A 24,602-nucleotide genomic window follows, 5' to 3' on the forward strand; every position below is an offset into this window, starting at 1 on the left:
TAACACTTCATTATATCACATTTTTAATGATTTTCGATAGGGAAATCCATACAAAAACAAGATAGACAAGCGTCCATCTTGTTGATCTTATTCATATCGAAGGGCTTCGATTGGATCCAGTTTCGATGCCTTGTTGGCTGGCAAGACTCCAAAAATCATACCAACACTAGCCGAAACTGCAAGACTAAATAGGGCAACCGGGATTGACACTCCTACTTCTATACCCGCAATCAATCCTTGCAAGAGTATGCCAGCTATAGCGGTTAAGCCTGTCGCAATGGTTAAACCAATGACTCCACCAAGCAAGGTCAATATCATGGATTCAATCAAAAACTGGATTAAAATATTAGCACGTGTTGCACCCAAAGCCTTACGGAGACCAATCTCACGCGTACGCTCTGTAACAGAAACCAGCATAATGTTCATAACACCAGTTCCTCCAACAAAGAGAGAAATTCCTGCAATGGCACTAATAATCGTAGTTATAAAACCGAACAATTGTTGTACTTCTTGGAAGGCTGCAGTCGCATCTGACACCTGATACTCCCCTTGCTGAAGACCAGCAATTTCGGTCAATTTTCTAGCTAATTCTGGTCCCACAGTTGGTGTCAAACTGGTATCATTAACCCGGAAGACAATATCAGAAATCTCATCCATATTGAAGTTGTTGGCAAGAGAAATATTAGTCGTAATTGGAAGTCCACCAATACCAAAAGTCTTGGCAGTCTTGGCCTCATCGCTAGTATAGACACCAATGACACGATAACTAAAGCCACCAACATCTATAATCTGGTTAACAGCTTCTTGAGCAGATCCAAACAGGCTATTAGCAAGTTCTTGGTCTAGCAAAATGACACTGGCCACATCTTTATAATCCTGAGCTATGAGACTGCGGCCTGCAACAATTTCATTTTCAACCGCCTTCATGTAGGTAATATTCCCACCTGTCAAGCTAGCGCGCTCCACTTTTTTATCTTTATAAGACAAGGTGGTATTGGTCGAGTTGGTTACATAGTAACTGTCCACACCCTTAAGTTTAGCAGCCTCCTTGACCCAGGATTCTTGCGGTTTTGGTGGTTCAACAGGAACTTCCTCTTCTTTCCCAGAAACTGTCAATGCTGATTGTTTTTGGGTAAAAGAGCCATCTTTACTTTTAATAGGTGAGAAAAAAACATGGATATTCTTCTGTGACTTGGTCATATTTTTATTAACCTGACGAGACATAGAATCTCCCAGAGCCATAATCACAACAACTGATGAAACACCGATGATGATTCCAATCATAGTGAGAAAAGAGCGCATCTTATGTGCCATGATAGATGAAAAGGCAAATTTCAGATTCTGCATCTTAGTTTTCCTCCTTTTCTAACTGAGCACTATCAGATGAAATAACTCCATCGCGAATGACAATCTGACGTTTGGCATAAGCAGCGATTTCAGGCTCATGCGTTACCATGATAATGGTTTTTCCTTCTTTATTTAGTTCAACTAATAATTGCATAATTTGATTCCCTGTTTTGGTATCCAAGGCTCCTGTCGGTTCGTCCGCTAGAATAATAGAAGGATTGTTTACCAAGGCACGCGCAATAGCCACACGTTGCTTTTGACCACCAGATAATTCTGAAGGTAAATGGTGACTACGCTCAGTCAATTCAACCTTATCTAGATATTCCTCAGCTAACTTGCGCCGTTTTGAAGCCGAAACTCCCGCGTAAATCAAGGGCAATTCTACATTTTGCAGAGCATTAAGTTTGGATAGAAGAAAGAACTGCTGAAAGACAAATCCGATTTGTTGGTTGCGGACCTTGGCTAGTTGTTTTTCACCAAGTCCAGCCACTTCTTGACCTTCAAGATAATACTCTCCACTGGTTGGTGTATCCAACATGCCTATCGTATTCATCAGAGTGGACTTACCAGAACCAGATGGTCCCATGATGGCAACAAATTCACCCTCATTCACTTCTAGGTTGATATTTTTGAGAACCTGCAGTTCTTGGTCACCATTCCGATAGCTTCTGCAGATATTTTTTAGACTAATTAGTTGCTTCATCAGCCTTCACCTCTTTTCCTTCCTCTAGAGAAGACGTTGGGTTACTGATGACCTTGACTCCAGTTGTCAGACCTGAAGTGATTTCTTGGTTGTCTGCGTCAGCATTACCCAAACCAACTTCCACTTTTTTGGCCTTTTTCTGCTCGTCAAGCACCCAGACATAGTTCTTATCATTTTCAGTCACAATACTTGTTAGAGGAACCAAAATAGCTTTAGTCTTGTTCTTCACCTCAACACTTACTGAGAATCCTTGTTTTAAATCACCGATTTCACTTGTAACATCAATGGTATATGGATATTTAGAACCAGAATTACCACCTGCTGCGGCAGTAGCTGCACTTGCTGCCTCACCATTGTTTTTAGGGTAGTCAGAAATGTAGCTAATCTTACCAGTCCAGCTCTTATCTTGGTAAACTTTAGAAGTAAAGGTTACTTCTTGTCCTACAGAGAGGTTGGCAAGGTTATATTCAGATAGTTCCCCCTTAACTTGCAAGTTTTCATTGCTAACGACATGAACTACCACCTGGCTGGCTCCAGTTGGAGATTTAGAAACATTACGGTTGACTTCGACCACAGTTCCCTCTAAGGTACTGAGAACCGTCATTGCATCCAACTGACTTTGAGCCTTGCTTAATTGCGCTGCTGCATCTGCACGAGCATCACGAGCATCACCTAATTGTGCATCAATAGATGATACCGAATTTCCTGAGACTGCAGCTTGAGTTTGGGCTGCAGCTCCTTCGCCTCCTGCTGGTGTTGGCAACTGTGGAGTAGGAGCTGAAGCGGCTTCATTTCGCGCTTGGTTGAGTTCGTTGATATGACGATCTGCCTTAGCTACTGCTCGACTCGCTGAATCATAGGCCGCCTGTGCTTCTGAACTACTGTACTTGACTAAAGCCTGTCCTTCACTGACTTTATCACCCACAGAAACAAGGATTTCATCTAAATCTCCCTTACTAGCATCAAAATAAACATATTGTTCATTTTTTGCCGTTACTGTCCCTGATAATAAAACAGAGGATGCCACGCTTCCTTCCTTGGCAACAACAAGATGAGTAGCCTCATCTTTTACAGCAGTCTGAGAAGGTTGTCTAAAGAGCAAAATGCCCCCAGCACCCAATACAACTACACTTGCAGCACCAATTGCTGCATACAATTGCCACTTTTTAGCTTTACCATTCTTTTTCATAATGAAACTCCTTTTTGATTTAAAGTTCTTAACAATATTATACAAAAATTATCAATTTGAAACAATAACATTTCAGAACGAAATAATGACATTTCAGGATTTAATTATTGTTCGGAATTTATTTTACAATCATTGTACTAGTTATATAATACACTTTATTTTTCTTTTTTGCAAGCCTTTTCTTTAATTTTTTTGAACGTAGCAGATTTTTGCAATCACATCAAAAAAAAGATAGAATATGACTATCAAAAAATGACACTCTACTATTTAAAAGAGTATAAAGGAGTTTTCAATGAGAGAATATGATATCATTGCTATCGGTGGAGGTAGCGGAGGAATTGCTACCATGAACCGTGCTGGTGAACACGGAGCCAAAGCGGCCGTTATTGAGGAAAAGAAACTAGGCGGAACTTGCGTCAATGTCGGCTGTGTTCCTAAAAAAATCATGTGGTACGGGGCGCAAATCGCTGAAACTTTCCATCAATTTGGGGAAGACTACGGCTTTAAGACTACTGATCTTAACTTTGACTTTGCAACACTACGTCGTAATCGTGAAGCCTACATCGATCGCGCTCGTTCTTCTTATGATGGCAGTTTTAAACGCAACGGAGTAGACTTGATTGAAGGTCATGCTGAATTTGTAGATTCTCATACTGTTAGCGTAAATGGTGAGTTGATTCGTGCTAAACATATCGTGATTGCTACTGGTGCCCATCCAAGTATTCCAAATATTCCTGGTGCTGAGCTAGGTGGCTCTTCTGACGATGTATTTGCTTGGGAAGAATTGCCAGAGTCAGTTGCTATTCTAGGCGCGGGTTATATTGCCGTTGAATTGGCTGGCGTGCTCCACACTTTTGGTGTCAAGACAGATCTCTTTGTTCGCCGTGATCGTCCTTTACGTAGTTTTGATTCTTATATCGTTGAAGGTTTGGTCAAGGAAATGGAAAGAACAAACTTACCACTTCATACTCACAAAGTCCCTGTCAAGTTAGAAAAAACTACTGATGGCATTACCATTCATTTCGAAGATGGTACTAGTCACACAGCTAGCCAAGTTATCTGGGCTACTGGTCGCCGTCCAAACGTTAAGGACTTGCAACTTGAAAAAGCTGGAGTGACTCTGAATGAACGTGGCTTTATCCAAGTAGATGAATACCAAAATACTGTTGTTGAGGGAATCTATGCTCTAGGTGATGTAACAGGCGAAAAAGAACTAACTCCAGTTGCTATCAAGGCTGGACGTACTTTATCTGAACGTCTCTTTAACGGCAAAACAACTGCAAAAATGGATTACTCAACTATTCCAACCGTTGTCTTTTCACACCCTGCTATCGGAACTGTTGGCTTGACAGAAGAGCAAGCTATTAAAGAATACGGTCAAGACCAAATCAAGGTTTATAAATCAAGCTTTACATCTATGTACTCTGCTTGCACTTGCAATCGTCAAGAAACACGTTTCAAATTAATCACAGCTGGTTCAGAAGAAAAAGTTGTCGGACTTCATGGAATTGGCTACGGCGTTGATGAAATGATTCAAGGATTTGCTGTTGCTATCAAAATGGGAGCAACCAAGGCAGACTTTGATGCAACTGTGGCGATTCACCCAACTGCATCTGAAGAATTTGTAACTATGCGTTAATCGAAATAAAAGAAGCAGAGCAAAAAACACTTCTAAATATCAAAAAGCGAGTATTTCCGTAGTTGGAGATACTCGTTTTCTTATGTTTTATTTTATAGTATGTTGAAATAAGATATGCAAAAATCAATTAACAAACCATAGCAAAATATAAGGATTATAACACAATCATCTATTCTTTTCTTTAAAAGATTCATATATTTTTTTATATAAGTCTTTTATCTCTTTTTTCTTAGAATTCAACTCTTCGTTACCGTAGTCAAAATTTGCTACTACAAATCCCTCGTCAGCATTAGAAAAAGTAAAAAATTCTATTCCAATGAGTTTATTATGCTTAGAGTCCTCTATAGTGTCTCCTAAACCATTATTGAATTTCTTCACTTCTTCTTCACGAACTCCGACCCCCGCAGCAGCTCCATTTGCAATGATGTTTGAAAATACTTCTTCTGAAGATGCTAATTCTTTCACAGTTATGAAGTATATAGCTTCTTCCGTTTCTACTTGTCTCACTTTATTCCATTTTTCTGTATCACTAGAAGAAAGCGTATAGACTATTAACTCCAGTGTTGGTTTATTGGTATTTTCTTTTGTAATCATTTGTTTTCCAAAGAAGAAAATAGCAAGTAGCCCAGCTACAAAGATCAAAGCAATATAAATTATCTTTTTCATACATTATCCCCTATATCTTTCATATCAATGATCACATCAACTTCGTTATAGACAGCTGGATCATGTGTCGCTATAATTACATATTTGTCTTCATCTCTTTCATTCAATAATAAACGAATAATTTCTTTTCCAATCTCACCATCTAAAGCTCCTGTAGGCTCATCTGCTAAGATAATTTTTCGTGGTTTCATTAACATTCTGGCAATAGCTACACGTTGAGCCTGCCCTCCAGACAATTCATATATTTTTTGATGTAAATAGTCATTTGACAGTCCTACTTTTTCAAGTACATCAGTTATTGTTTTTTTGTCTTTAGTGATAAGTTTCAAATTATCATATACTGTTTTGTTATCTATTAAAGAATAATTCTGAAATACATATCCAACAGTATTTTTAAAAAAAGTTCTTTCTTTTATCTTCCAAATATCTTGTTTATCAACTAAAACATTCCCACTGTCAATTTTTTCTAATCTTCCTATAATGTTAAGAAGGGTGCTTTTACCAGAGCCAGAACCTCCAATCAATGCATAACTTTTTCCAGATTCAAATTTTAAATTTAAGTCTGTAAAGATCTTTTTTGAGCCGAAACTTTTTGAAACGTTCAAAAGGTCAATTGTCATGTTTCATCTCCTTTTAAAATTTTAGTATAGCTTTCAGATAATTTTCTAAAACTCATGATTATTGACAACATCAAAACGAGCAGAGAAGCGAGACCAATATATAGCAACTCTATTTGACCTGTCATAAGAAATGTAAATAGGATAACGATTGTAATAGTCATCATAAAATACTTGAGACTTGAAATTGCTATATATGTTTTTGACAGACCTAAAATGATTTTCTTCACATATTCATTCTGTTTTAGGGCAATATAAAGTTGGACATATTGATAAATGAGTATAAAGACAATACTGTAAATTATCTTCTGCAAAATTTGTGAAAGTAGAATTTGGTGCTCTAAGGACTGGATCTTTAATTTCACAATTTGGTAAACATCTACTGGATTCATTGAAAAATTCAACTGGCTAGCCATTTCATTTATTTTATTTACCGCCTCAGGACTAAAAAGAGACTTATATGTTATATTACTAGCCAAAGAAAACTTGTTGTTTTCAATCATTTTGTCCGTATCTAACACAACAACAATGTTATCTTTACTATCTGCTACACTTGCGATTGGTAAAAACTCTTTCATTTTATGATTATCATCAGCATCTTCATTAAAATAAAAAATTTTTTTCCCATCAGGAATTATTTGTACTGCAATTTCTTCTTTTGTATAGTTTGTTCCAATAAATTGTTCTGCTACAACTGTATTTTCAATAGATTTCTGATTTTCTTTCCATTTCTCAGGAATATAGATGGTTGCTATCTTATTATCTAAAAGATGATAGTTTGTTCCATTCACTTTATTTTGTAGGTTAGCACCTGTTTGATTGATATAAATCAACTCTTTATTTATTTCTGGATTCGTTATTCCGTCATTTTCTAATTGTTTAGAAAAGTCTTCTAAAACATGAGATGTTTTCATGAAATCTGGAACATATGCCTTAGATCGGTCTATATATAAATAATCTAAGTTTTTTAAGGCAGCAGCTATCTGTAGATACTGACCATCCGAATCATTAACTTCTCCATTTTTAGTAGAGTTACTTTCAATTCCAAGGAACTCAATCCTTCTCCAGTCTTTTACTGTGTCCCATGGTACTAAATTCTGTAGCTGGATGTTAATACTGGATTGACTACTCTTTGTTTCTTGTAAAAAAATTCCTGAGACAAGGATGATAATCGAAATAATGGCAAGCCATACGACAAAAATAAGTTTATTTTTCGCCTTGTTTTTAATAATTTCAATAGGCTTTTCAACCTGAATCGTCAACCAAAATAAAACAAAAGTAATGAGATCAATGATTTGAAATAGTATAAAATTCGTTAAAAGCAGAGAGAAAAATAACTTAGAACTATAGGTGAAGAAACCATTTCCCAAAAAAGAACTGTAAGAAATCATCAATAAAGCCATCATAATCAGTTCAAAAATAAGAGAAATGCCATACTCTCTTCTTAGATCATATACAGGCAAGCCCAAAGAACGTCGTATCACTCCTTCTTTAATCTGCTTCGTTCTAACAACAAATAACACAACTAATAAAGTTAAGTAAATCGAACTCATTAACAGTATTCTTAAAGTTCCAGTAAATTGTAAGATTCCTCCTATATACCAAGGATAAGCCATATATACTGTTTGCAACCCCGTCATCGTAAGTGGTTTCAAACTATCTATATCCATTTTCCCAAGGGTGTAATACATCCCTATTATTGGTGCGGACTTTAATTGTTCATTGTTTTCATCATCGAAATTTACATACTTCAACTGACCAGAACTCTGAACGATTGGTTTGTAAATGGTAACCTTTTCCGTTTTTGATAAGTCACGAACCATTTCGTATATTTCGTTATTAGAAAGATTACTTTTTCCTTGAATAGAAAAAGCACCATCAATTGGTAAAGGTACGGGGGTTTCAGTATCGCTGATAGTGACCAGACCAATTGCAGCAATCAAACAAAAGAAAAATCCAATGATACATAATTTTAATTTCATAAGCACTTACCATATTACAAAAGACCCTATCTTATAATCGGGTCTCTTGTTTTCATAAATTATTTTTAAAATCTATAATAATCCCAATATGCATTTAATCGAATATCGCTCCAAGATTTTTTTTGCACTTGAATATGCCCATCCATAATCTTTTTTATCATAAGCTTTAACGGTTCCCCAATAATTCGTTACTGAAGATTTTGATCCAATATTATCTGGAGAACTAACAAAGTAATTCGAATAACCATAGTTATCATTTACACCATACTGCCATACATCAATAATGGGATATGGAGCAGGGTGTGCTGTAGTTGCACTAACAACACTAGCTGCAGTAGCAAAGCCAAAACTTAAAACACTTGCAACTAGAAAAACAGATGCTTTCTTATTAATTCTTTTTTCATTTTACTTCTCCTTGAAGTTAAATATTTGATGAAGATTAAATAATAGTCCCTTTTTAGTCCATCCATATTACTTTAATATGAATTGATTATATTTAGGTTTTTAATCACCGTTATGGTATCTAGAGTCGTTAAAATATCTCATAACTACCCCTCCTTTTAAAATTGAACACATATAAATGTATCCGTTTACATTTATTAATGTGGCACTTATTTTTTAGTTTGTCAAGTATTTATAGTATATTTTTTATGTATAAAATGGGATTATCTATATATAAAACTGATTTACAAATCGATAAAAAACAATTATCAAATTTCTCTTGTCAATCAAATCGGCCGTTACAGTTTTTGTTACCTTGTTTAAAAAAATTGGTTGACAATAATTACTCTACGAGTATAATAGTTACTATACATCAGAAAAGAGGTTAACTATTTTGAAAAAAGCTCACGTTTATGCTATCCCTGCTATTGGGGCTGCTCTCATTGCTGTTTTGGCACAAATCAGTCTTCCAATTGGACCTGTTCCCTTCACTCTGCAAAACTTTGCAATCGGCTTGATTGCTACTGTCTTTAGACCGAGAGAGGCTGTACTTTCTGTTGGACTCTATCTTCTTCTAGGTGCTATCGGTCTTCCTGTTTTTGCAGGAGGTGGAGCCGGATTGCAGGCGTTGGTTGGTCCTACTGCAGGCTATCTTTGGTTTTATCTTGTATACTCTGGACTTACTTCTTCCCTAACTAACAGCAAGAGTGGTGTTGTCAAGATTTTTCTTGCCAACCTCTTGGGTGATGCCCTTGTTTTTGTCGGTGGGATTCTCAGCTTACATTTTCTTGCTGGAATGGCATTTGAAAAAGCTCTTGTTGTGGGGGTCATTCCCTTTATCATTCCAGACCTTGGTAAACTTCTGGCTATTAGTTTTATTAGCCGTCCACTACTTCAGCGCCTTAAAAATCAGGCTTACTTTGCTAACTAAAAAAGGATATCGAGTTGTCATGACTCAGTATCCTTTTCTTTTATTTTGAAAACTTAGTTGCCTTTAAAGGCATCCACCATCGTTTGAAATTCTTCATTGGAGAGAGTAATCCCTTTGCCCATTTTAGTATGATCTGGACTCCAAGCACGAATATCAAACTTTGCAGGAGCACCATTAAAGCTCACACGGTTGATTTCCTTGGTCCAACCTTTTTCGTTTTCAGAAAGAGTCAACAAGTGCTCTTCAATTTCAAATGTAAATTCTGCCATTTTCTTCTCCTTTTTTAGCTTTCATTTGATTATTCGTAAAATCTTGTAGATTTTACGAAAATTTTATATAATATTGATATAAAAGAAGGGAGGCCACTATGAGACATAAATTCCAGCAAGTTCTAGATAAAATACATGACTTTTTAAATGGACATGACCAACCAGACCAGACTGAAAACAACTCCCTTACAGCCACTATTGAAGAGGCTATCCAGAAACAAACCGCTGTTCACCTTATCTTGTCTGAGACAAGTTTTACAGGTGACATCATCAAATACGATCAACAGCGCCAGCAAATTATCGTGAAAAATTTTGCTAAAAATGTGACTCGTATTATCCGCATAAGCGATATTCAACGCCTACGATTTGTCCCGTCAACTGTCCAAACAGCCCAAAAAAATATATTTAAGAAAGAGTGAGATGTAGTTGCTTCATCCCACTCTTTTTTCTTAGCGAATTTGTTCAAAATGTAAATGAACCGCGATGTGATCTCCATAACCACTTCTTTCCAAGTCACGTTGTAGACGATAGGAAATATAGTGTTCTGCAATGGTAATGTAACCTGCACCCAATAAACGATGCTCAACCAAAGACTGAATCATGCTGATGGTAGCACGTTCCACCTTGGCTTCTTCCAAATCCAAAACCACTTTCTTAGTGACTTGTGCAAGGTTTTGACGCAAATCATCTGTCAATACATAGACAGTCTGAGCTGCCTTTAAGATGGCTTGGTAAATCTTATCTGGATTAAATTCAGCAATTTCTCCATCACGTTTGATTACTTGCATAGGTTTCTCCTTTATTCTTTGTTTTCTTTAATTTTTGCCAGCATTTTTTCTTCTTCTGCTGTCAGTTGATAATTTTCTAACAAATCTGGTCTGCGCTCGTAGGTTTTCTTTAAACTCTCATACAGGCGCCACTGACGAATCTTTTCATGGTGTCCACTCATCAGTACATCTGGGACAACCATGCCTCGGTAATCATAGGGACGTGTATACTGAGGGTATTCGAGAAGGCCTGAAGAAAAACTATCATCTTGGTGGCTAGACTCTTTGCCAATCACTTCTGGAATCAGGCGAACCGTCGCATCAATCATGGTCATGGCCGCCAATTCCCCACCAGTCAGGACATAGTCTCCCAAGGAAATTTCATCGGTTACCAAGGTCTTGATACGCTCATCATAGCCCTCATAGTGACCACAGATAAAGATCAGTTCCTCTTCTTTGGCCAAATCCTCAGCATAGGCCTGATCAAACTGCTTTCCAGCTGGATCGAGGAGAATAACGCGCGGATTTTTCTTTTCAATAGCATCAAAGGCATCGAAAATGGGTTGAGCTCGGAGCAACATCCCCTGACCGCCTCCGTAGGGCTCATCGTCTACATGGCGGGCCTTTTCAGCATTTTCTCGAAAATTATGATACTGGATATCCAAGAGACCTTTTTCTCGAGCCTTTCCAACGATTGAGTGCTCCAGTGGAGAAAACATCTCTGGAAAGAGGGTTAAAATATCAATCTTCATCGTCTAACCCTTCTAAGATTTCCACATCGACACGGTTATTTGGAATATCAACATTGAGAACCACTGGTGGGATATAAGGCAAGAGCAAGTCACGTTTACCTTTTCGCTTGACCACCCAGACATCGTTGGCACCTGGTTGCAGGATTTCCTTGATGGTTCCAACCAAGTTATCTCCCTCATAGACTTCTAAACCGATAATCTCATGATAGTAGAATTCACCATCATCTAGGTCATTCAAATCTTCCTCAGCGACCTTGAGACTGTATCCCTTGTACTTTTCGATAGCATTGATATGGTACATATCTTTGAATTTAATAATGTCAAAGTTCTTCTGCTTACGGTGACTAGCGATGGTCACTGTTTGAACAAACTGATCTCTTTCATCAAACAAGGCCAGCTCAGCCCCTTTTTTAAACCGTTCTTCTGCAAAATCCGTCACAGATAAGACCCGCATCTCACCCTGTAACCCCTGCGTATTGACAATTTTCCCAACATTAAAGTAATTCATCTTGTCTCCTGTAGTCTGTTTCTATCTTTTATTTTATCACGTTCCAAGGATTTTCTCAAGTTGGATAGATCCTATCTTATGGGCCTACTACTTCTTCAAAAAATTCACCAATAAGTTGATTAAACTCTTTAGGATGGTCATTCATCGGTTGGTGTTTGCTATCTTAAATCGTTACTTGACGCGCATTGGGATTTAAGGCAATGATACCATCGTAGATCATTTTTAGGTGTTTGGGAAAATCATTTTCTCCTCTTACTAAAAGCATGGGAGGATTTCCTTGATAACCTTCTATCTCATGGACAGCCCAAAAACCTGTGATTCCAAGGTTCAAAAACATCTCGCCCAGTTTCTATAATGGCCGTCTTGACTAATTCTCTTGTGATAGGATTATCTGTACACATTTTTGAGTTCTTATCTGCAATCATCTTCCAAGGAATCGTTTTATACATAAGGGAACTATATTTTATGCGATTTCTCTCTTTATCTGATAGGTAACGATGCTGTCCCCAACTATCCACCATAACCAAGGCTAGGACTCTTTCTGGATGGCGATAGGTATACTCTTGAAGTGGATTTCCTCCCCAAGAATGACCAACCAATATCACCTTATCTAGCTGGAAATAGGACAAAATAGCATCTACATCTTGAACAGCGCCTTCCAAGTCAGGTAAACCAACTTTCATAGGTGATTCACCCTGTCCTCTAACATTGACAAAGTAGAGGTCAAATCCTTCAAAAGCATCATACTGGTGAGCCCACATCTGACTACGGCCACAAGCTCCATGATAAAAAATAATGTGGCCTTTATTTGTGTTTCCAGGACGATGATAAACAACTAAATCACAATCTACGACTGGTATAATGTGACGTACCAAAGTCTCAGGTTTTCTGTTATAAAAAGCAATAGCTTCAGCTATATCATTTTGCTTCATTTCTAAACTCTCTCTTCTTTATCCTAGTATTATTCTTTTTATCTATTTTATCATGCCATATTAAAATCATCATTTTCTAAACTTAATTACATTAAAATTTTTGAATTTTCTGTATCATTTAGATAAAGAAAAAGACTGCTAAGCAATCTTTACTTTTTTCTCATCAGATTCATGCCTAAAATTCCAGCAATAATCATAGTGGCTCCTATCACATGGTAGCTATAAATTGGTTCGTGGAGGATAAGAGCTCCGGCTAGAATAGTTAAAACTGTTCCAAGATTACCAAAGACACTGACGGTTGATGCTCCAAGTCGAACAATAGCATAGATAGAGAGACTACCAGTAACGATAGAGGCTAAAATTCCCAAATAGAGAATTGAAAGCAGATAGGGCAGCTGTCCGAGCGGTACAAAGTAAGCTAATATGTTCCCCTCTAGATAGTGCGAGGTCAGACTCAGCGTATTAAAGGCGACGAAGCCAACAAATATCACAACAGCTGTCATATCCATAGCCCGATAGCGTCCTCCTTTAGACTTGCTAAGGATATTGTTTAGTGCATTGGCGAGAACAGATCCCAACATCAAGAGAAAACCAAAGCTAGCAGTCTCAGTACCAAAGTTAGCTCCTTTACTAAGGAAGATGAAAACTACTCCTGCTACGGATAAAAATAAAAAGAACTTTTGAAGCAAGCTTGTCTTTTCCTTGAGAAAGGCCGATGCTAAAAGGAGAGTAAAAATCGGGACAAGAGCCTGTAAAATTCCAGCTTCAGAAGACGAAATATACTGTAAAGCAAAGGATTGAAAAATAAAAAAGAGAAGAGGATAGAAAAAACTCATAGGAAGAATAGAAAGAATATCTTTTCTACTTAAACTCACTTTAATAAGTTTGGTTTGATAAAGAACAACCATTACTAAAGCTGCGATTGTATAGCGATGCGCTAAGTTTGTGAGAGGACTGGCATAGCCTAAAGCAATCTTAGTAAATAAAAAAGAAAATCCAATGATTGCTGAAAAGGATAAGACTGCTAGGTAAGCTTTTGTTTTCTCTTTCATAGACTGTTACTCCTTTTAAAAATAGCTATTCTTAAGATTGATAAACTAGAATTCTTTGAGACTGTCTTTCTATTGTAGCATAGTAAAATGCTAGACGCTATTTCTAGGATTAGTATTTTATGCCTACTATCACCGTTTATCTTTTTCATTGCCTAAAAAGGATTCAGCAAGTCTAATCTGCTTTTCTCGTTCTTGTCTCACAAGTTCTAGATTGTATACCTCTTGGAGATTCCTTACTTTGATAGCATAATCTACCATTTTTCTTGCTTTCTCTTTCTTATATTTACTAATACCTTCTTTATTAGTAAAAAATTGATTTCTTATCGTCTTAGAGGTCCCCCTTCAAAAATCCTTCCAAATCCCGATTATGCTGTTACTTGATAGATGCTATTTTAAACTTCTCCACACAAAAAAGCGAGACATCCGTCCCGCCCTTCTTATTTTTCGTCAATAACGATTCTTACTTTTTTGTCTTCAGTTGGGACAGAGTAGACAATCGTTCTTATCGCAGAAATAGTGCGACCCTTACGACCGATTACACGACCCACATCGCTTTGATCAAGATCCAAATGATATTCCAAAAATTCTGGCGTATCTTCAATCTTGATAGTTAAGGCATCTGGTTGTGAAATCAAGGGTTTCACAATCGCAATAATGAGATTTTCAATCGTATCCATCTGTCAACCTACTTTAAACTTATTTTGAGAATTTAGAATCGTGGAATTTTTTCAATACGCCTTCTTTTGAAAGGATGTTACGTACTGTATCTGAAGGTTGAGCTCCATCAGCCAACCATGCAAGAACGCGGTCTTCTTTCAAAGTTACTTGGTTTTCAGCAACAAGTGGGTTGTAAGTTCCAACTGTTTCGATGAAACGTCCGTCACGTGGTGAACGTGAATCTGCTACGTTGATACGGTAGAAAGGTTTTTTCTTAGAACCCATACGAGTCAAACGGATTTTAACTGCCATTTTTAAAGTCTCTTTTCTTATTTTTTATTTCGGTGAAATAGCTGAGCTATTTAGCACATGTTCTATTATAGCAGATTTATGACAGGTGTCAAGAAAAAAACTTGACAGGCTATAAAATTTTTAAACCATTTAGAAATTTGTTATATTTTTAAAGAAAAATCAGAAAGAGAATGTCATAAATACTATTTTAGAAACATTTTATAAAGAACACCAAGTCAAGACCTTCATATCGCCTGAACGAGATTTGGATACTTGGCTTCTAAATCCCAAGCCTGTTCCCAAGCGAAATATCAAGGATTTTAAGAATGATATCTACTAATTAATTTATAAAATATGAATTAATAGATTCTAAATAGGGGAATAATTTAGTTCTGTAAAAATTAACTTCTACACCTACAAAGCTTATTCTGACAGACTTTATAACAGTTTAAGAAAAAAGTAGAGATTCATACAGTATCTAGATTTTCCAAAAATTCTTTATCATCAAATATTATTAACGAAACTATCCAAACCAAATCCTATGCATTTCTTCAAAGAATTCTTTAATTATTTGACTATCAAGGGCTTTTATTAAAAAATTTTTTCAAATAACTGCCATCTTGGCACATAAATTCTTGCTTTCCAAATTCAAATGTGATATATTTATAACATAAAATTTAAGTGTGATATATTTATAAGACAAAAAAGGAGTCTATCATGAAAAAAAGTCAAAAAATGCGTGGCCTCATTGCAATGATTGCCGTAGCTCTCTTTATTGATTTTATTGTTTTATTTGGTTCTAATCTTAGTTGGGGACCCAAGTTAGTTATTACTGGTATTTCAGTGCAAGGTCAAATTGTAGCTATTTGGAGCTGGCTACATATGAAACTATGGTCTCATAAAAGTCAGAAAGGTAAGGGAAAGATTATTTTTGACTTGTCTGCTAAGCTTTACACGATACTTTTGTTTGCAGCAAGCATTTTTTATACAGTAGGAATTTGGGTTGCGACCCCAAGCGAAAGTTCTGGTATTAAAGAATGGATTTTGGGAATGGGCCTCGTTATTGAAGTGATTGCATTTGGTTTTTTCTCTTTAAAAAATGTCAAGGAAACTCCGGACGAACGCTTTTATGCTAATTTAGCAAAGGCAGCTAGCTTGATGTTTGTTTTTATACTAGGCGCACTGATGATCCTAGCAGTTATCATTGGGTATATGGGGTCTCTCACTCTTTACATGGTACAGATATTTATTAGCATAGCTGCCTTGATTTGCATCTTTGCGGTTGTCTATTTTATCTTGGAACGTAGAGGATAAGCATGGCCAAAGAAAGCAAAATTATTACTAATCTCAAATCTGTTCGTGAGTCCATAGGCATGACCCAGCAGGAGTTAGCCGACCTCATCGGCATGCGACGCGAGACAATTCTGCACTTGGAAAATAACCGTTACAATCCTTCGCTAGAAATGGCTCTTAAAATTGCTCAAGTTTTTAATCTGACAGTAGAAGACCTCTTTGAACTCAGACAGAAAGAGGAAGCATAATTCTTTTCGAGACCTAGTATTAAGTTCATTGATTAATTAGGAATTGAAGCCAAAAGAAAAAATCCTTTGAAAATGTGCTCTTTTTAAATATAGTAATTTTTATGGCATTGATATCCCAAAACATTTAGATACGCTTGTTGAAAAAGGATATGCTACTATCGAAACCGCATTTGACTCACTTAACCATCTAAATGCTACTATGAAAAAGAATATTCTGAAAAGCAAGGGAATTACAGGACTGTCTAAGATGAAGGCTACATATTTGGACCCAGACCCTCATGACAACTTTTCAGAAGAAGAATTAGCATATCACTTTTCAATTCGTGGCTACAAATTAACTCCAAAGGGAGAGCAGATACTGGAACAGTACCAGAAAATTATCGACCGTCATCCAAAGAAAAATCTCTAAGCAAGCGACTTTCTGGTTGGCTTCCTCTTAAACTGTCTTGTCACTAATATTTGAAATCCACTTCCTTTTAGGGTACAATGGTAGAAATGAATTTTTGAGAGGAATAGAATGAAAAAACTAGCAACCCTTCTTTTACTGTCCACTGTAGCCCTAGCTGGGTGTAGCAGCATCCAACGCAGTCTACGTGGTGATGACTATGTTGATTCCAGTCTTGCTGCTGAAGAAAATTCCAAAGCAGCTGCCCAATCTGCTAAGGAGTTAAACGATGCTTTAACAAACGAAAACGCCAATTTCCCACAACTATCTAAAGAAGTTGCTGAAGACGAGGCTGAAGTGATTCTCCATACAAGTCAAGGAGATATCCGTATCAAACTCTTCCCTAAACTCGCTCCTCTAGCGGTTGAAAACTTCCTCACTCATGCCAAAGAAGGCTACTATAACGGCATTACCTTCCACCGTGTCATCGATGGCTTCATGGTTCAAACTGGAGATCCAAAAGGGGACGGTACAGGTGGTCAGTCTATCTGGCATGACAAGGATAAGACTAAAGACAAGGGAACTGGTTTCAAGAACGAGATTACTCCTTATCTCTATAACATCCGTGGCGCTCTTTCTATGGCTAATACTGGTCAACCAAACACCAATGGTAGCCAGTTCTTCATCAACCAAAACTCTACAGATACCTCTGCTAAACTCCCTACAAGCAAGTATCCAAAGAAAATCATTGAAGCCTACAAAGAAGGTGGAAACCCTAGTCTAGATGGCAAACACCCAGTCTTTGGCCAAGTGATTGACGGTATAGATGTTGTAGATAAGATTGCCAAAGCCGAAAAAGATGAAAAAGACAAGCCAACTACTGCTATTACTATCGATAGCATCGAAGTGGTGAAAGACTACGATTTTAAACTCAATGAAAATCAAAGAGCAAACTAGGAAACTAGCCGCAGGCTGTACTTGAGTACGGCAAGGCGACGTTGACGCGGTTTGAATTTGATTTTCGAAGAGTATTAAATCTTAAAAACCTAAAAAATACAGTACCCACATTCGGTACTGTATTTCTTTTATCCTCATTTTTAAGTTAGATTATTAAAATCCCAGATTTGGTCCATCCAGCCTTCATAGAAGTCTGGTTCGTGACAGACCATAAGGATAGATCCCTTATATTCTTTGAGAGCACGTTTGAGTTCATCCTTGGCATCCACATCCAAGTGGTTGGTCGGCTCGTCCAGCACTAAAACATTGTTTTCACGATTCATCAAGAGACAGAAACGAACCTTGGCTTGTTCCCCACCTGACAAGACCTGAATTTGGCTTTCGATATGCTTGGTTGTCAAACCACAACGGGCAAGGGCTGCACGAACTTCTGCTTGGTTCAGTGCAGGAAAGGCATTCCAAACAGCCTCTAGTGGTGTTTGGCGATTACCGCCTTCTACTTCCTGTTCAAAGTAACCGAGTTCTAGGTAGTCACCGCGTTCCACTTCCCCAGCGATTGGCGGTATAATTCCCAAAAGACTCTTCAAGAGAGTTGTTTTCCCGATACCATTTGCTCCGATAATAGCAACCTTTTGATTGCGTTCAAAGGTAAGATTTAAAGGCTTTGTCAGAGGACGATCATAACCAATTTGCAAATCCTTGGCTTGGAAAATAAAGCGCCCTGGCGTACGAGCCGGTTTGAAATCAAAGGATGGTTTTGGTTTCTCACTTTGCAGTTCGATAATATCCATCTTATCCAATTTTTTCTGACGGGACATGGCCATGTTTCGTGTTGCAACACGAGCTTTATTACGAGCGACAAAGTCCTTGAGGTCGGCAATTTCTTTTTGCTGGCGTTCGTAGGCTGCCTCTAACTGAGATTTCTTCATAGCATAGACTTCTTGGAACTGGTAGTAGTCACCAGAATAACGCGTCAGCTGTTGATTTTCCACATGGTAGACAATATTAATCACATCGTTCAGGAAGGGAATATCGTGTGAAATAAGGACAAAGGCATTCTCATAGTTTTGGAGATAGCGCTTGAGCCAGTCAATATGCTCAGCATCCAAATAGTTGGTCGGCTCGTCCAAAAGCAAGATATCGGGCTTTTCAAGGAGGAGTTTAGCCAAAAGTACCTTGGTTCTTTGCCCACCTGACAAAGAGGTTACATCCGTATCCATGCCAAAGTCCATGACACCAAGGGCACGCGCTACTTCATCAATCTTAGCATCCAAGGTATAGAAATCACGACTCTCCAAACGATCTTGGAGTTCGCCCACTTCTTCCATGAGAGCATCAACATCCGCTCCGTCTTCAGCCATTTCCATATAAAGGTCATTGATACGGGCTTCAGCTTTGAATAGCTCATCAAAGGCTGTACGGAGAACATCACGAACAGATTGGCCTTCAGCAAGAACAGAGTGCTGGTCCAAATAACCAGCAGTCACATATTTTGACCACTCAACCTTTCCTTCGTCTGGCAACATCTTACCAGTCACAATACTCATAAAGGTCGATTTTCCTTCACCATTGGCACCGACCAGACCGATATGTTCTCCTTTGAGAAGACGGAAGGACACATCTTCAAAAATTGTACGGTCACCAAAACCGTGACTCAAATTTTTAACTTCTAAAATACTCATTTTAATTCCTTATCTTATTTTTATGTAATTGTTTATAGAGGAACCAAGCCAGATAGCCACCCAAGGTATTGGTCCACAAATCATCAATCTCAAAGACGCGATTAAAATCAAAGAAAAAGTCCAAGATTAATTGCGTATACTCAATTCCAAGACTCACTAGAAAACTAAAAAGTAGCACTTTTTTTGTTTTCCGCAAGTTTGGAAGGAGATAAAGGAGTTGGAATACCAAAGGAAAAAGCAAGAAGACATTGAGGATATTTTGTAAAAAAATCCAAGATAATTGTCCTACATCACTCACTTCGCCCAGTTTCCAAAAAGAATTGAAAGGAGTCAAAAGAAAAACCAGGCGTCCAAGATGCTGAATACCTGGAGTTTCCACTCCTACGGGAGAATGTCCTTGAGGAGTAAAGCAAAAATAGACAATACAAATGCTATAGAAAATGACTCCCCAAACTAAAACAGGATTATAAGTTTTCTTCATCATTAAGGATTGACTGCTGCGACTGCTTTCTGGCGGTCACGTTTCATTGTATTAGAACGCAATTGTCCACAAGCTGCATCAATATCAGTACCATGCTCTTGACGAACGACACAGTTGACCCCTTTTTTCTTAAGCGTATCATAGAAGGCCAGGACGCGCTCTTTAGGACTACGGCTATATTGGTCATGCTCACTAACCGGGTTATAAGGAATCAAGTTGACATAAGACAATTTCTTGATGTTCTTGAGCAATTCAGCCAATTCCAAGGCTTGTTCTACACCGTCATTGACTTCATTGAGCATGATGTATTCAAAGGTCACACGACGGTTGGTTGTCTCAATATAGTACTCAATAGCAGCAAAGAGTTTCTCAATCGGAAAGGCACGGTTAATCTTCATGATGCTTGAGCGCAATTCATTGTTAGGTGCGTGAAGGGAAACGGCAAGATTGACCTGAACCCCTTCATTAGCAAAGTCACGAATTTTATGGGCCAAACCTGAGGTTGAAACCGTGATGTGACGAGCACCGATGGCCATTCCTTTATCATCATTGATAGTACGAACAAAATTCAAGACATTATTGTAGTTATCAAAGGGCTCACCAATTCCCATGACAACAATATGGCTGACGCGTTCGTCCTGACCACGCTCATCAAAGTATTTCTGAACCAGCATGATTTGCGCTACGATTTCACCGTTATTGAGGTCACGTTGTTTCTTAATCAAACCAGAGGCACAGAAGGTACAACCGATATTACAGCCGACCTGAGTGGTCACACAGACAGATAAACCGTAATGTTGACGCATGAGTACTGTCTCAATCAGCATTCCATCTGGCAATTCAAAAAGATATTTAACTGTCCCATCAGCAGACTCTTGAACGATACGTTGTTTCAAGGGATTGACCACAAACTGGTCATTAAGCTTAGCAATCAAATCCTTGGAAAGGTTGGTCATCTCTTCAAATGACTGGACACGTTTACGGTAAAGCCATTCCCAGATTTGATCTGCACGGAATTTCTTTTCTCCTTGCTCCAAAACCCATTCCTGCATGGTTTGACGTGTTAAACTATAAATTGACGGTTTCATTTCTTCTCCTTATTCTCTATTCACTTCTGACGAATGACAAAATGACGTTGTCCCTTGTCCTCTTTCTGAGAATGCTGGTCTTTCTGACGACGTCTATTTTTCTTATCTGCATTCGGTTTTCGTTTGGTTTGAGTCGGTTTCTTTCCTTTTCTAGAAGACGGTTCTTCTTCCTTCTTACGCATTTTCTTGTCAAATGATGCTCGCTTAGGGGCTTCATTTTCTAAGACAAAATAGGCACAACCATAACTACAATACTCTAAAAGGTAGTCTTGTAAACGACTGATTTTTTCAAGTTTTTCTTCTGTTCGATCATCCTTATAAAAACCTCGTAGGCGAAGCTGTTCGTTGCTCCAGTCTCCCACTATATAATCAAACTTGGTTAAGACTTCTGAAAAACGCTGATTAAAAGCCGTCACATCGAAGGCATCCTTGATATTTTCCACCAAGGAAAAAGCTATCCCTTCCGTTTCGACCTTGTCCCCGTGTAAATGAAACTCAGGACCAGGAAACTTGTTATAGTTGTATAATTCAGGTGCAATTTCTTTTCGCATAGATATCCTTTTTTCACGATTACTTAATACTTTATTCTACCATAATTTCTAGCAGTTAGCACGTTTCTCATAAAAATGAAAAAAGTCTGACGATTTTGTCAGACCAGAATCATATAACCTAAAAAAGAGAAGAACAATTCTTCCCTCCAACTATCATTATTTAGCTGCTGCGTACAATTCATCTACTTTGTTCCAGTTGATCACTGAGAAGAAAGCTTTGATGTAGTCAGGACGCACGTTGCGATATTTCACGTAGTAAGCATGTTCCCAAACGTCCAAGCCCAAGATCGGTTTTTTACCTTCTGAGATTGGTGTGTCTTGGTTTGCTGTTGAAGTCACTTCAAGTTTACCTTCTTTGTTGACAACCAACCATGCCCATCCTGAACCGAAACGAGTTGTTGCTGCTGCAGTGAAGGCTGCTTGGAATTCTTCAAATGAACCAAATGTTGCATCGATTGCTGCTGCAAGTTCTGCTGAAGGAGCTGTTTTCTCAGGAGTCATCAATTCCCAGAAAAGAGCGTGGTTCAAATGTCCACCACCATTGTTAATAAGCGCTTGACGGATATCAGCTGGGATAGATTCTACATCAGCAAGCAAGGCTTCAAGATCTTCACCGATTTCAGGGTGTTTTTCAAGAGCTGCATTAGCATTGTTGACATAAGTTTGATGGTGTTTGTCATGGTGCAAGTGCATTGTTTCCGCATCGATGTATGGTTCCAATGCGTCGTATGCATATGGAAGATCTGGTAAGATAATAGCCATCTGTAATACCTCTTTTTCTTTCTATATGAAAATGATAACGCAAACATTCACTTTTTTCAAGTTTTTTGCTTATAGATGAAGAAATCACTGAATACTTTCTAATAATACTCTTCGAAAATCTCTTCAAACCTCGTCAACTTCTCCTTGCCGTAGGTATATGTAATTGACTTCGTCAGTTCTATCCACAACCTCAAAACAGTGTTTTGAACAACCTGCGGCTAGTTTCCTAATTTGCTCTTTGATTTTCATTGAGTATAAAACAAGGAAATCAGCAAGAAACCCACGACAAAATAATATTGACGCGGGTTGTAGTTTCAAAAAAATATCAATTTACCTGGCTAGCAATCTGTAAGAGTGCCTTTTCAAAAAGGAAACCTTTTTCATAGAGTCCTGTCTTAATCTGATAGTCTGTCTCAATCAAATAAGAAATAGCTTGCTTCAAAAAGCTCAAGGAAAGTCCTCGCGCATCTCTCAGCGCAAACTTGATTTGATAGGGATTGGGATTGCGTCCGAGAAAGCTGCCTAAACTACTTGCAATCTGAGATTCTGTTTGCCCAGACTCCGCCAAAATTTTCACCTGAGTAAAAGTCCGAAATTGTCCTAGCATGACTGCAATCAACTTGATTTCATCTTCACCTTGCAAGGTCAAGTCTCTCACCAAATCTCGCGCCTGGTCCATCTTTTTAGTCAGAATAAACTGAGTTAAATCAAAAATATTGTCCTGCAAGGTCTTGGGAATTGCGTTAACAATATCCTCTTCTTCGATAACAGAGTCTTCCTTATAGGACTGTAAAAAGAGGAGATTTTTCTGAATTTCGCTAAATTGAAAACCCGACTTGACGAGGAGATTTTCAAAAGAATGATTAGCAAACTGCAGACCTTGTTTCTGACTCCACTTTTGGAAATACTGGCGCAATTCTTGTTCTTTTGCTTCTACTGCATCAAAGATCTTGGCATCACGCTTAAGTAATTTAACCAACCGTCTTTTACTATCCAGCTTTCCTTCTGCAAAGATTAACAACTTGGTTGTTGGCGAAGGATTGTCAAGGTATTCCTCAAATGACTTGAGTTCATCATCTGTCAAAAAGCGTTTCTTGGCTGTTGTGATATCGACAAAATGGTCTAATATCACGATTTTTTCATCGGCAAAGAAAGGAAGGCTGACCAACTCCAGTCCCACATCCTTGTAAACTACTTCTTTCATATCAAAGTAGGCAAAGTTGAGATCTGCAGAATCATAACCAATCTGTTTCAATACCTGACTCTTCATCACTTCAAACTGGCCCTGATCTGTCCCTGTAAAAAGGCTCAGGTTAGGTAAATTTGATAAAGTCAACTTCTGACTTTCTTCAATGGCTAGCATCTTCTCTCCTTTCTTCTGATTTTTTGGTTCATTTAATCGATATAGCGCAATTTCCCACGGAAATCTTCTATGCTTTCGTACCCTTTTTCCGCCATGATTTCTTTCAGTTCATTGGTAATACGTTCGAAAGCACCGACGCCTTCTTTGTGAAGAGTAGTACCTACCTGCACCATACTCGCTCCACAGAGGATATGTTCAAAGGCATCACGACCAGTCAGAACGCCACCTGTTCCAATGATTTGGATTTGAGGATTTAAGCGTTGGTAGAAAGCGTGAACATTGGCTAAAGCAGTCGGTTTGATGTACTCTCCACCAATCCCACCAAAACCATTCTTAGGACGAATCACGACCGACTCATCTTCTATATAAAGACCGTTTCCGATTGAGTTAACGCAGTTGACAAACTTGAGCGGATATTTGTTGAAAATAGCTGCCGCTTGATCAAAGTGAACAATATCAAAATATGGTGGCAATTTAATTCCAAGAGGTTTGGTAAAGTAGGCAAATACTTCTGACAAAATTCGGTCAGTGGTCTCAAAATCATAGGCAATCTGAGGTTTACCTGGAACATTTGGGCATGAGAGATTGAGTTCAGTTAGACCACGGAAGTCACTCTCTTGGACTTTTTTCAAAATAGTATGAGTTTCCTCTGGAGACATTCCAACTAGAGAAAGGAAGAAAGTTCGGTTTGGCTCTTTTTCCTGCAAATCCAAAAGATAATCCAAATAATAGTCTAAGCCATTATTTGGTAGACCCATAGAGTTGATAGAACCAAGCGGAACATCTTGGTATCGTGGCTCAGGATTTCCCTGACGAAAGTCCAAGGTCGCTGTCTTAGTGACAAAGGTTCCTGCCGCTGAGTTTTTAACCCCCTCTAGCTCTTCTATCGTCATACAAGCCACACCTGCTGCATTCATCAAGCAGTTGTCAAACTCAAAACCAGCAATTTGTGTTTTCGTTGATACCATGATTCTGATCCTCCAGATTCCTTTTATTGCTAATATTATACCATATTTTCACAATTTCTCTTTTAGAAAGATATTTCAAAG

Annotated in this window: 27 protein-coding genes and 2 pseudogenes; 7 read left to right on the forward strand and 22 right to left on the reverse strand. The window is 38.1% G+C overall.

The features are described from left to right. Positions 1–87: 87 nt before the first annotated feature. Genes K4Z77_RS02185 through K4Z77_RS02195 form a run of 3 tightly spaced genes read right to left on the reverse strand, consistent with a single transcriptional unit; the run spans position 88 to position 3,242 of the window. The gene (locus tag K4Z77_RS02185; protein ID WP_224218293.1) at positions 88–1,347 is read right to left on the reverse strand and encodes an ABC transporter permease; all 1,260 of its coding nucleotides are present in this window, start codon (positions 1,345–1,347) and stop codon (positions 88–90) included. A gap of 1 nt (position 1,348) precedes the next feature. Then, positions 1,349–2,050 carry an ABC transporter ATP-binding protein gene (locus K4Z77_RS02190; RefSeq protein WP_000811471.1) on the reverse strand — a complete coding sequence of 234 codons (702 nt, stop codon included), beginning with the start codon at positions 2,048–2,050 and terminating at the stop codon, positions 1,349–1,351. Further along, positions 2,034–3,242, reverse strand: coding sequence for an efflux RND transporter periplasmic adaptor subunit (locus K4Z77_RS02195; RefSeq protein ID WP_224218329.1), 1,209 nt, complete (start codon positions 3,240–3,242; stop codon positions 2,034–2,036). The genes K4Z77_RS02190 and K4Z77_RS02195 overlap by 17 nt, the downstream gene beginning before the upstream one ends. 289 nt (positions 3,243–3,531) lie before the next feature. On the opposite strand from K4Z77_RS02195, the gene gor reads away from it, so the two are divergent. Continuing rightward, positions 3,532–4,878 (forward strand): glutathione-disulfide reductase, encoded by a 1,347-nt coding sequence (gene gor, locus K4Z77_RS02200; RefSeq protein WP_224218294.1) that lies wholly within the window; start codon positions 3,532–3,534, stop codon positions 4,876–4,878. A gap of 165 nt (positions 4,879–5,043) precedes the next feature. Here gor and K4Z77_RS02205 read toward each other — a convergent pair whose 3' ends face one another. The 4 genes and pseudogenes from K4Z77_RS02205 to K4Z77_RS09730 all read right to left on the reverse strand — a co-directional run bounded on the left by K4Z77_RS02205 (position 5,044) and on the right by K4Z77_RS09730 (position 8,536). Further along, on the reverse strand, positions 5,044–5,544 hold the full coding sequence (locus tag K4Z77_RS02205; RefSeq protein WP_224218295.1) for a hypothetical protein: 501 nt from the start codon (positions 5,542–5,544) through the stop codon (positions 5,044–5,046). Next, on the reverse strand, positions 5,541–6,164 hold the full coding sequence (locus K4Z77_RS02210) for an ATP-binding cassette domain-containing protein (RefSeq protein WP_224218296.1): 624 nt from the start codon (positions 6,162–6,164) through the stop codon (positions 5,541–5,543). The genes K4Z77_RS02205 and K4Z77_RS02210 overlap by 4 nt, the downstream gene beginning before the upstream one ends. Then, on the reverse strand, positions 6,161–8,143 hold the full coding sequence (locus tag K4Z77_RS02215) for an ABC transporter permease (RefSeq protein ID WP_224218297.1): 1,983 nt from the start codon (positions 8,141–8,143) through the stop codon (positions 6,161–6,163). Before K4Z77_RS02215 ends, K4Z77_RS02210 begins: the two co-directional genes overlap by 4 nt. 65 nt (positions 8,144–8,208) lie before the next feature. Beyond that, positions 8,209–8,536: pseudogene (locus K4Z77_RS09730) on the reverse strand (hypothetical protein). 442 nt (positions 8,537–8,978) lie between these two features. Here K4Z77_RS09730 and K4Z77_RS02220 point away from each other — a divergent pair. After that, positions 8,979–9,515, forward strand: a complete 537-nt coding sequence (locus K4Z77_RS02220) for a biotin transporter BioY (RefSeq protein ID WP_224218298.1) — start codon at positions 8,979–8,981, stop codon at positions 9,513–9,515. 53 nt (positions 9,516–9,568) lie between these two features. On the opposite strand, the gene K4Z77_RS02225 is transcribed toward K4Z77_RS02220, so the two are convergent. Next, positions 9,569–9,784: a YdbC family protein gene (locus K4Z77_RS02225; protein WP_000807422.1), complete on the reverse strand. Its 216-nt coding sequence runs from the start codon at positions 9,782–9,784 to the stop codon at positions 9,569–9,571. Positions 9,785–9,882: 98 nt separating this feature from the next. Between K4Z77_RS02225 and K4Z77_RS02230 the strand changes: the two genes are divergently transcribed. Then, entirely contained in the window at positions 9,883–10,203 is a 321-nt protein-coding gene (locus tag K4Z77_RS02230) for a hypothetical protein (protein ID WP_224218299.1), read from the forward strand. A gap of 30 nt (positions 10,204–10,233) precedes the next feature. On the opposite strand, the gene K4Z77_RS02235 is transcribed toward K4Z77_RS02230, so the two are convergent. The 7 genes and pseudogenes from K4Z77_RS02235 to rpsP all read right to left on the reverse strand — a co-directional run bounded on the left by K4Z77_RS02235 (position 10,234) and on the right by rpsP (position 14,764). Further along, positions 10,234–10,572, reverse strand: a complete 339-nt coding sequence (locus tag K4Z77_RS02235) for an ATP cone domain-containing protein (protein ID WP_001196038.1) — start codon at positions 10,570–10,572, stop codon at positions 10,234–10,236. An 11-nt stretch (positions 10,573–10,583) separates the two neighbouring features. Further along, positions 10,584–11,303 carry a tRNA (guanosine(37)-N1)-methyltransferase TrmD gene (trmD, locus tag K4Z77_RS02240; protein ID WP_224218300.1) on the reverse strand — a complete coding sequence of 240 codons (720 nt, stop codon included), beginning with the start codon at positions 11,301–11,303 and terminating at the stop codon, positions 10,584–10,586. After that, entirely contained in the window at positions 11,293–11,811 is a 519-nt protein-coding gene (gene rimM / locus K4Z77_RS02245) for a ribosome maturation factor RimM (protein WP_049534540.1), read from the reverse strand. The genes trmD and rimM overlap by 11 nt, the downstream gene beginning before the upstream one ends. 76 nt (positions 11,812–11,887) lie before the next feature. Next, a pseudogene (locus tag K4Z77_RS02250) lies at positions 11,888–12,743 on the reverse strand (alpha/beta fold hydrolase). 149 nt (positions 12,744–12,892) lie between these two features. After that, positions 12,893–13,795 carry a DMT family transporter gene (locus tag K4Z77_RS02255; RefSeq protein ID WP_224218301.1) on the reverse strand — a complete coding sequence of 301 codons (903 nt, stop codon included), beginning with the start codon at positions 13,793–13,795 and terminating at the stop codon, positions 12,893–12,895. A 437-nt stretch (positions 13,796–14,232) separates the two neighbouring features. Further along, complete coding sequence (kphA, locus tag K4Z77_RS02260; protein WP_000379617.1) at positions 14,233–14,472, reverse strand: RNA-binding protein KphA; 240 nt, start codon at positions 14,470–14,472, stop codon at positions 14,233–14,235. A gap of 19 nt (positions 14,473–14,491) precedes the next feature. Beyond that, positions 14,492–14,764 carry a 30S ribosomal protein S16 gene (gene rpsP / locus K4Z77_RS02265; RefSeq protein ID WP_000268760.1) on the reverse strand — a complete coding sequence of 91 codons (273 nt, stop codon included), beginning with the start codon at positions 14,762–14,764 and terminating at the stop codon, positions 14,492–14,494. Positions 14,765–15,460: 696 nt separating this feature from the next. On the opposite strand from rpsP, the gene K4Z77_RS02270 reads away from it, so the two are divergent. The 4 genes from K4Z77_RS02270 to K4Z77_RS02285 all read left to right on the forward strand — a co-directional run bounded on the left by K4Z77_RS02270 (position 15,461) and on the right by K4Z77_RS02285 (position 17,626). Continuing rightward, on the forward strand, positions 15,461–16,057 hold the full coding sequence (locus K4Z77_RS02270) for a hypothetical protein (protein ID WP_224218302.1): 597 nt from the start codon (positions 15,461–15,463) through the stop codon (positions 16,055–16,057). A 2-nt stretch (positions 16,058–16,059) separates the two neighbouring features. Beyond that, positions 16,060–16,284 (forward strand): helix-turn-helix transcriptional regulator, encoded by a 225-nt coding sequence (locus K4Z77_RS02275; RefSeq protein WP_224218303.1) that lies wholly within the window; start codon positions 16,060–16,062, stop codon positions 16,282–16,284. A 199-nt stretch (positions 16,285–16,483) separates the two neighbouring features. Further along, on the forward strand, positions 16,484–16,693 hold the full coding sequence (locus K4Z77_RS02280) for a hypothetical protein (protein WP_224218304.1): 210 nt from the start codon (positions 16,484–16,486) through the stop codon (positions 16,691–16,693). A gap of 108 nt (positions 16,694–16,801) precedes the next feature. Continuing rightward, the gene (locus K4Z77_RS02285) at positions 16,802–17,626 is read left to right on the forward strand and encodes a peptidylprolyl isomerase (RefSeq protein WP_224218305.1); all 825 of its coding nucleotides are present in this window, start codon (positions 16,802–16,804) and stop codon (positions 17,624–17,626) included. 140 nt (positions 17,627–17,766) lie between these two features. On the opposite strand, the gene K4Z77_RS02290 is transcribed toward K4Z77_RS02285, so the two are convergent. From K4Z77_RS02290 to K4Z77_RS02320, 7 genes are all read right to left on the reverse strand, one after another. Beyond that, entirely contained in the window at positions 17,767–19,308 is a 1,542-nt protein-coding gene (locus tag K4Z77_RS02290) for an ABC-F family ATP-binding cassette domain-containing protein (RefSeq protein WP_125411230.1), read from the reverse strand. 1 nt (position 19,309) lies between these two features. Further along, a complete protein-coding gene (locus tag K4Z77_RS02295) occupies positions 19,310–19,792 on the reverse strand; it encodes a VanZ family protein (protein WP_224218306.1) in 483 nt (160 codons plus the stop codon). Further along, the gene (rlmN, locus tag K4Z77_RS02300; RefSeq protein WP_000804760.1) at positions 19,792–20,877 is read right to left on the reverse strand and encodes a dual-specificity RNA methyltransferase RlmN; all 1,086 of its coding nucleotides are present in this window, start codon (positions 20,875–20,877) and stop codon (positions 19,792–19,794) included. Before rlmN ends, K4Z77_RS02295 begins: the two co-directional genes overlap by 1 nt. A gap of 20 nt (positions 20,878–20,897) precedes the next feature. Beyond that, a complete protein-coding gene (locus tag K4Z77_RS02305) occupies positions 20,898–21,428 on the reverse strand; it encodes a YutD-like domain-containing protein (protein WP_049534524.1) in 531 nt (176 codons plus the stop codon). Between the two features lie 156 nt (positions 21,429–21,584). Next, positions 21,585–22,190, reverse strand: coding sequence for a superoxide dismutase SodA (gene sodA / locus K4Z77_RS02310; protein ID WP_000974733.1), 606 nt, complete (start codon positions 22,188–22,190; stop codon positions 21,585–21,587). Positions 22,191–22,515: 325 nt separating this feature from the next. Beyond that, positions 22,516–23,553, reverse strand: coding sequence for a DNA polymerase III subunit delta (gene holA / locus K4Z77_RS02315; protein ID WP_224218307.1), 1,038 nt, complete (start codon positions 23,551–23,553; stop codon positions 22,516–22,518). 32 nt (positions 23,554–23,585) lie between these two features. Beyond that, positions 23,586–24,521, reverse strand: coding sequence for a dihydroorotate oxidase (locus K4Z77_RS02320; protein WP_153225948.1), 936 nt, complete (start codon positions 24,519–24,521; stop codon positions 23,586–23,588). Positions 24,522–24,602: the final 81 nt, after the last annotated feature.

It is taken from the genome of Streptococcus mitis subsp. hohhotensis, assembly GCF_020089495.2.
Taxonomy (GTDB): Bacteria; Bacillota; Bacilli; order Lactobacillales; family Streptococcaceae; genus Streptococcus; species Streptococcus hohhotensis.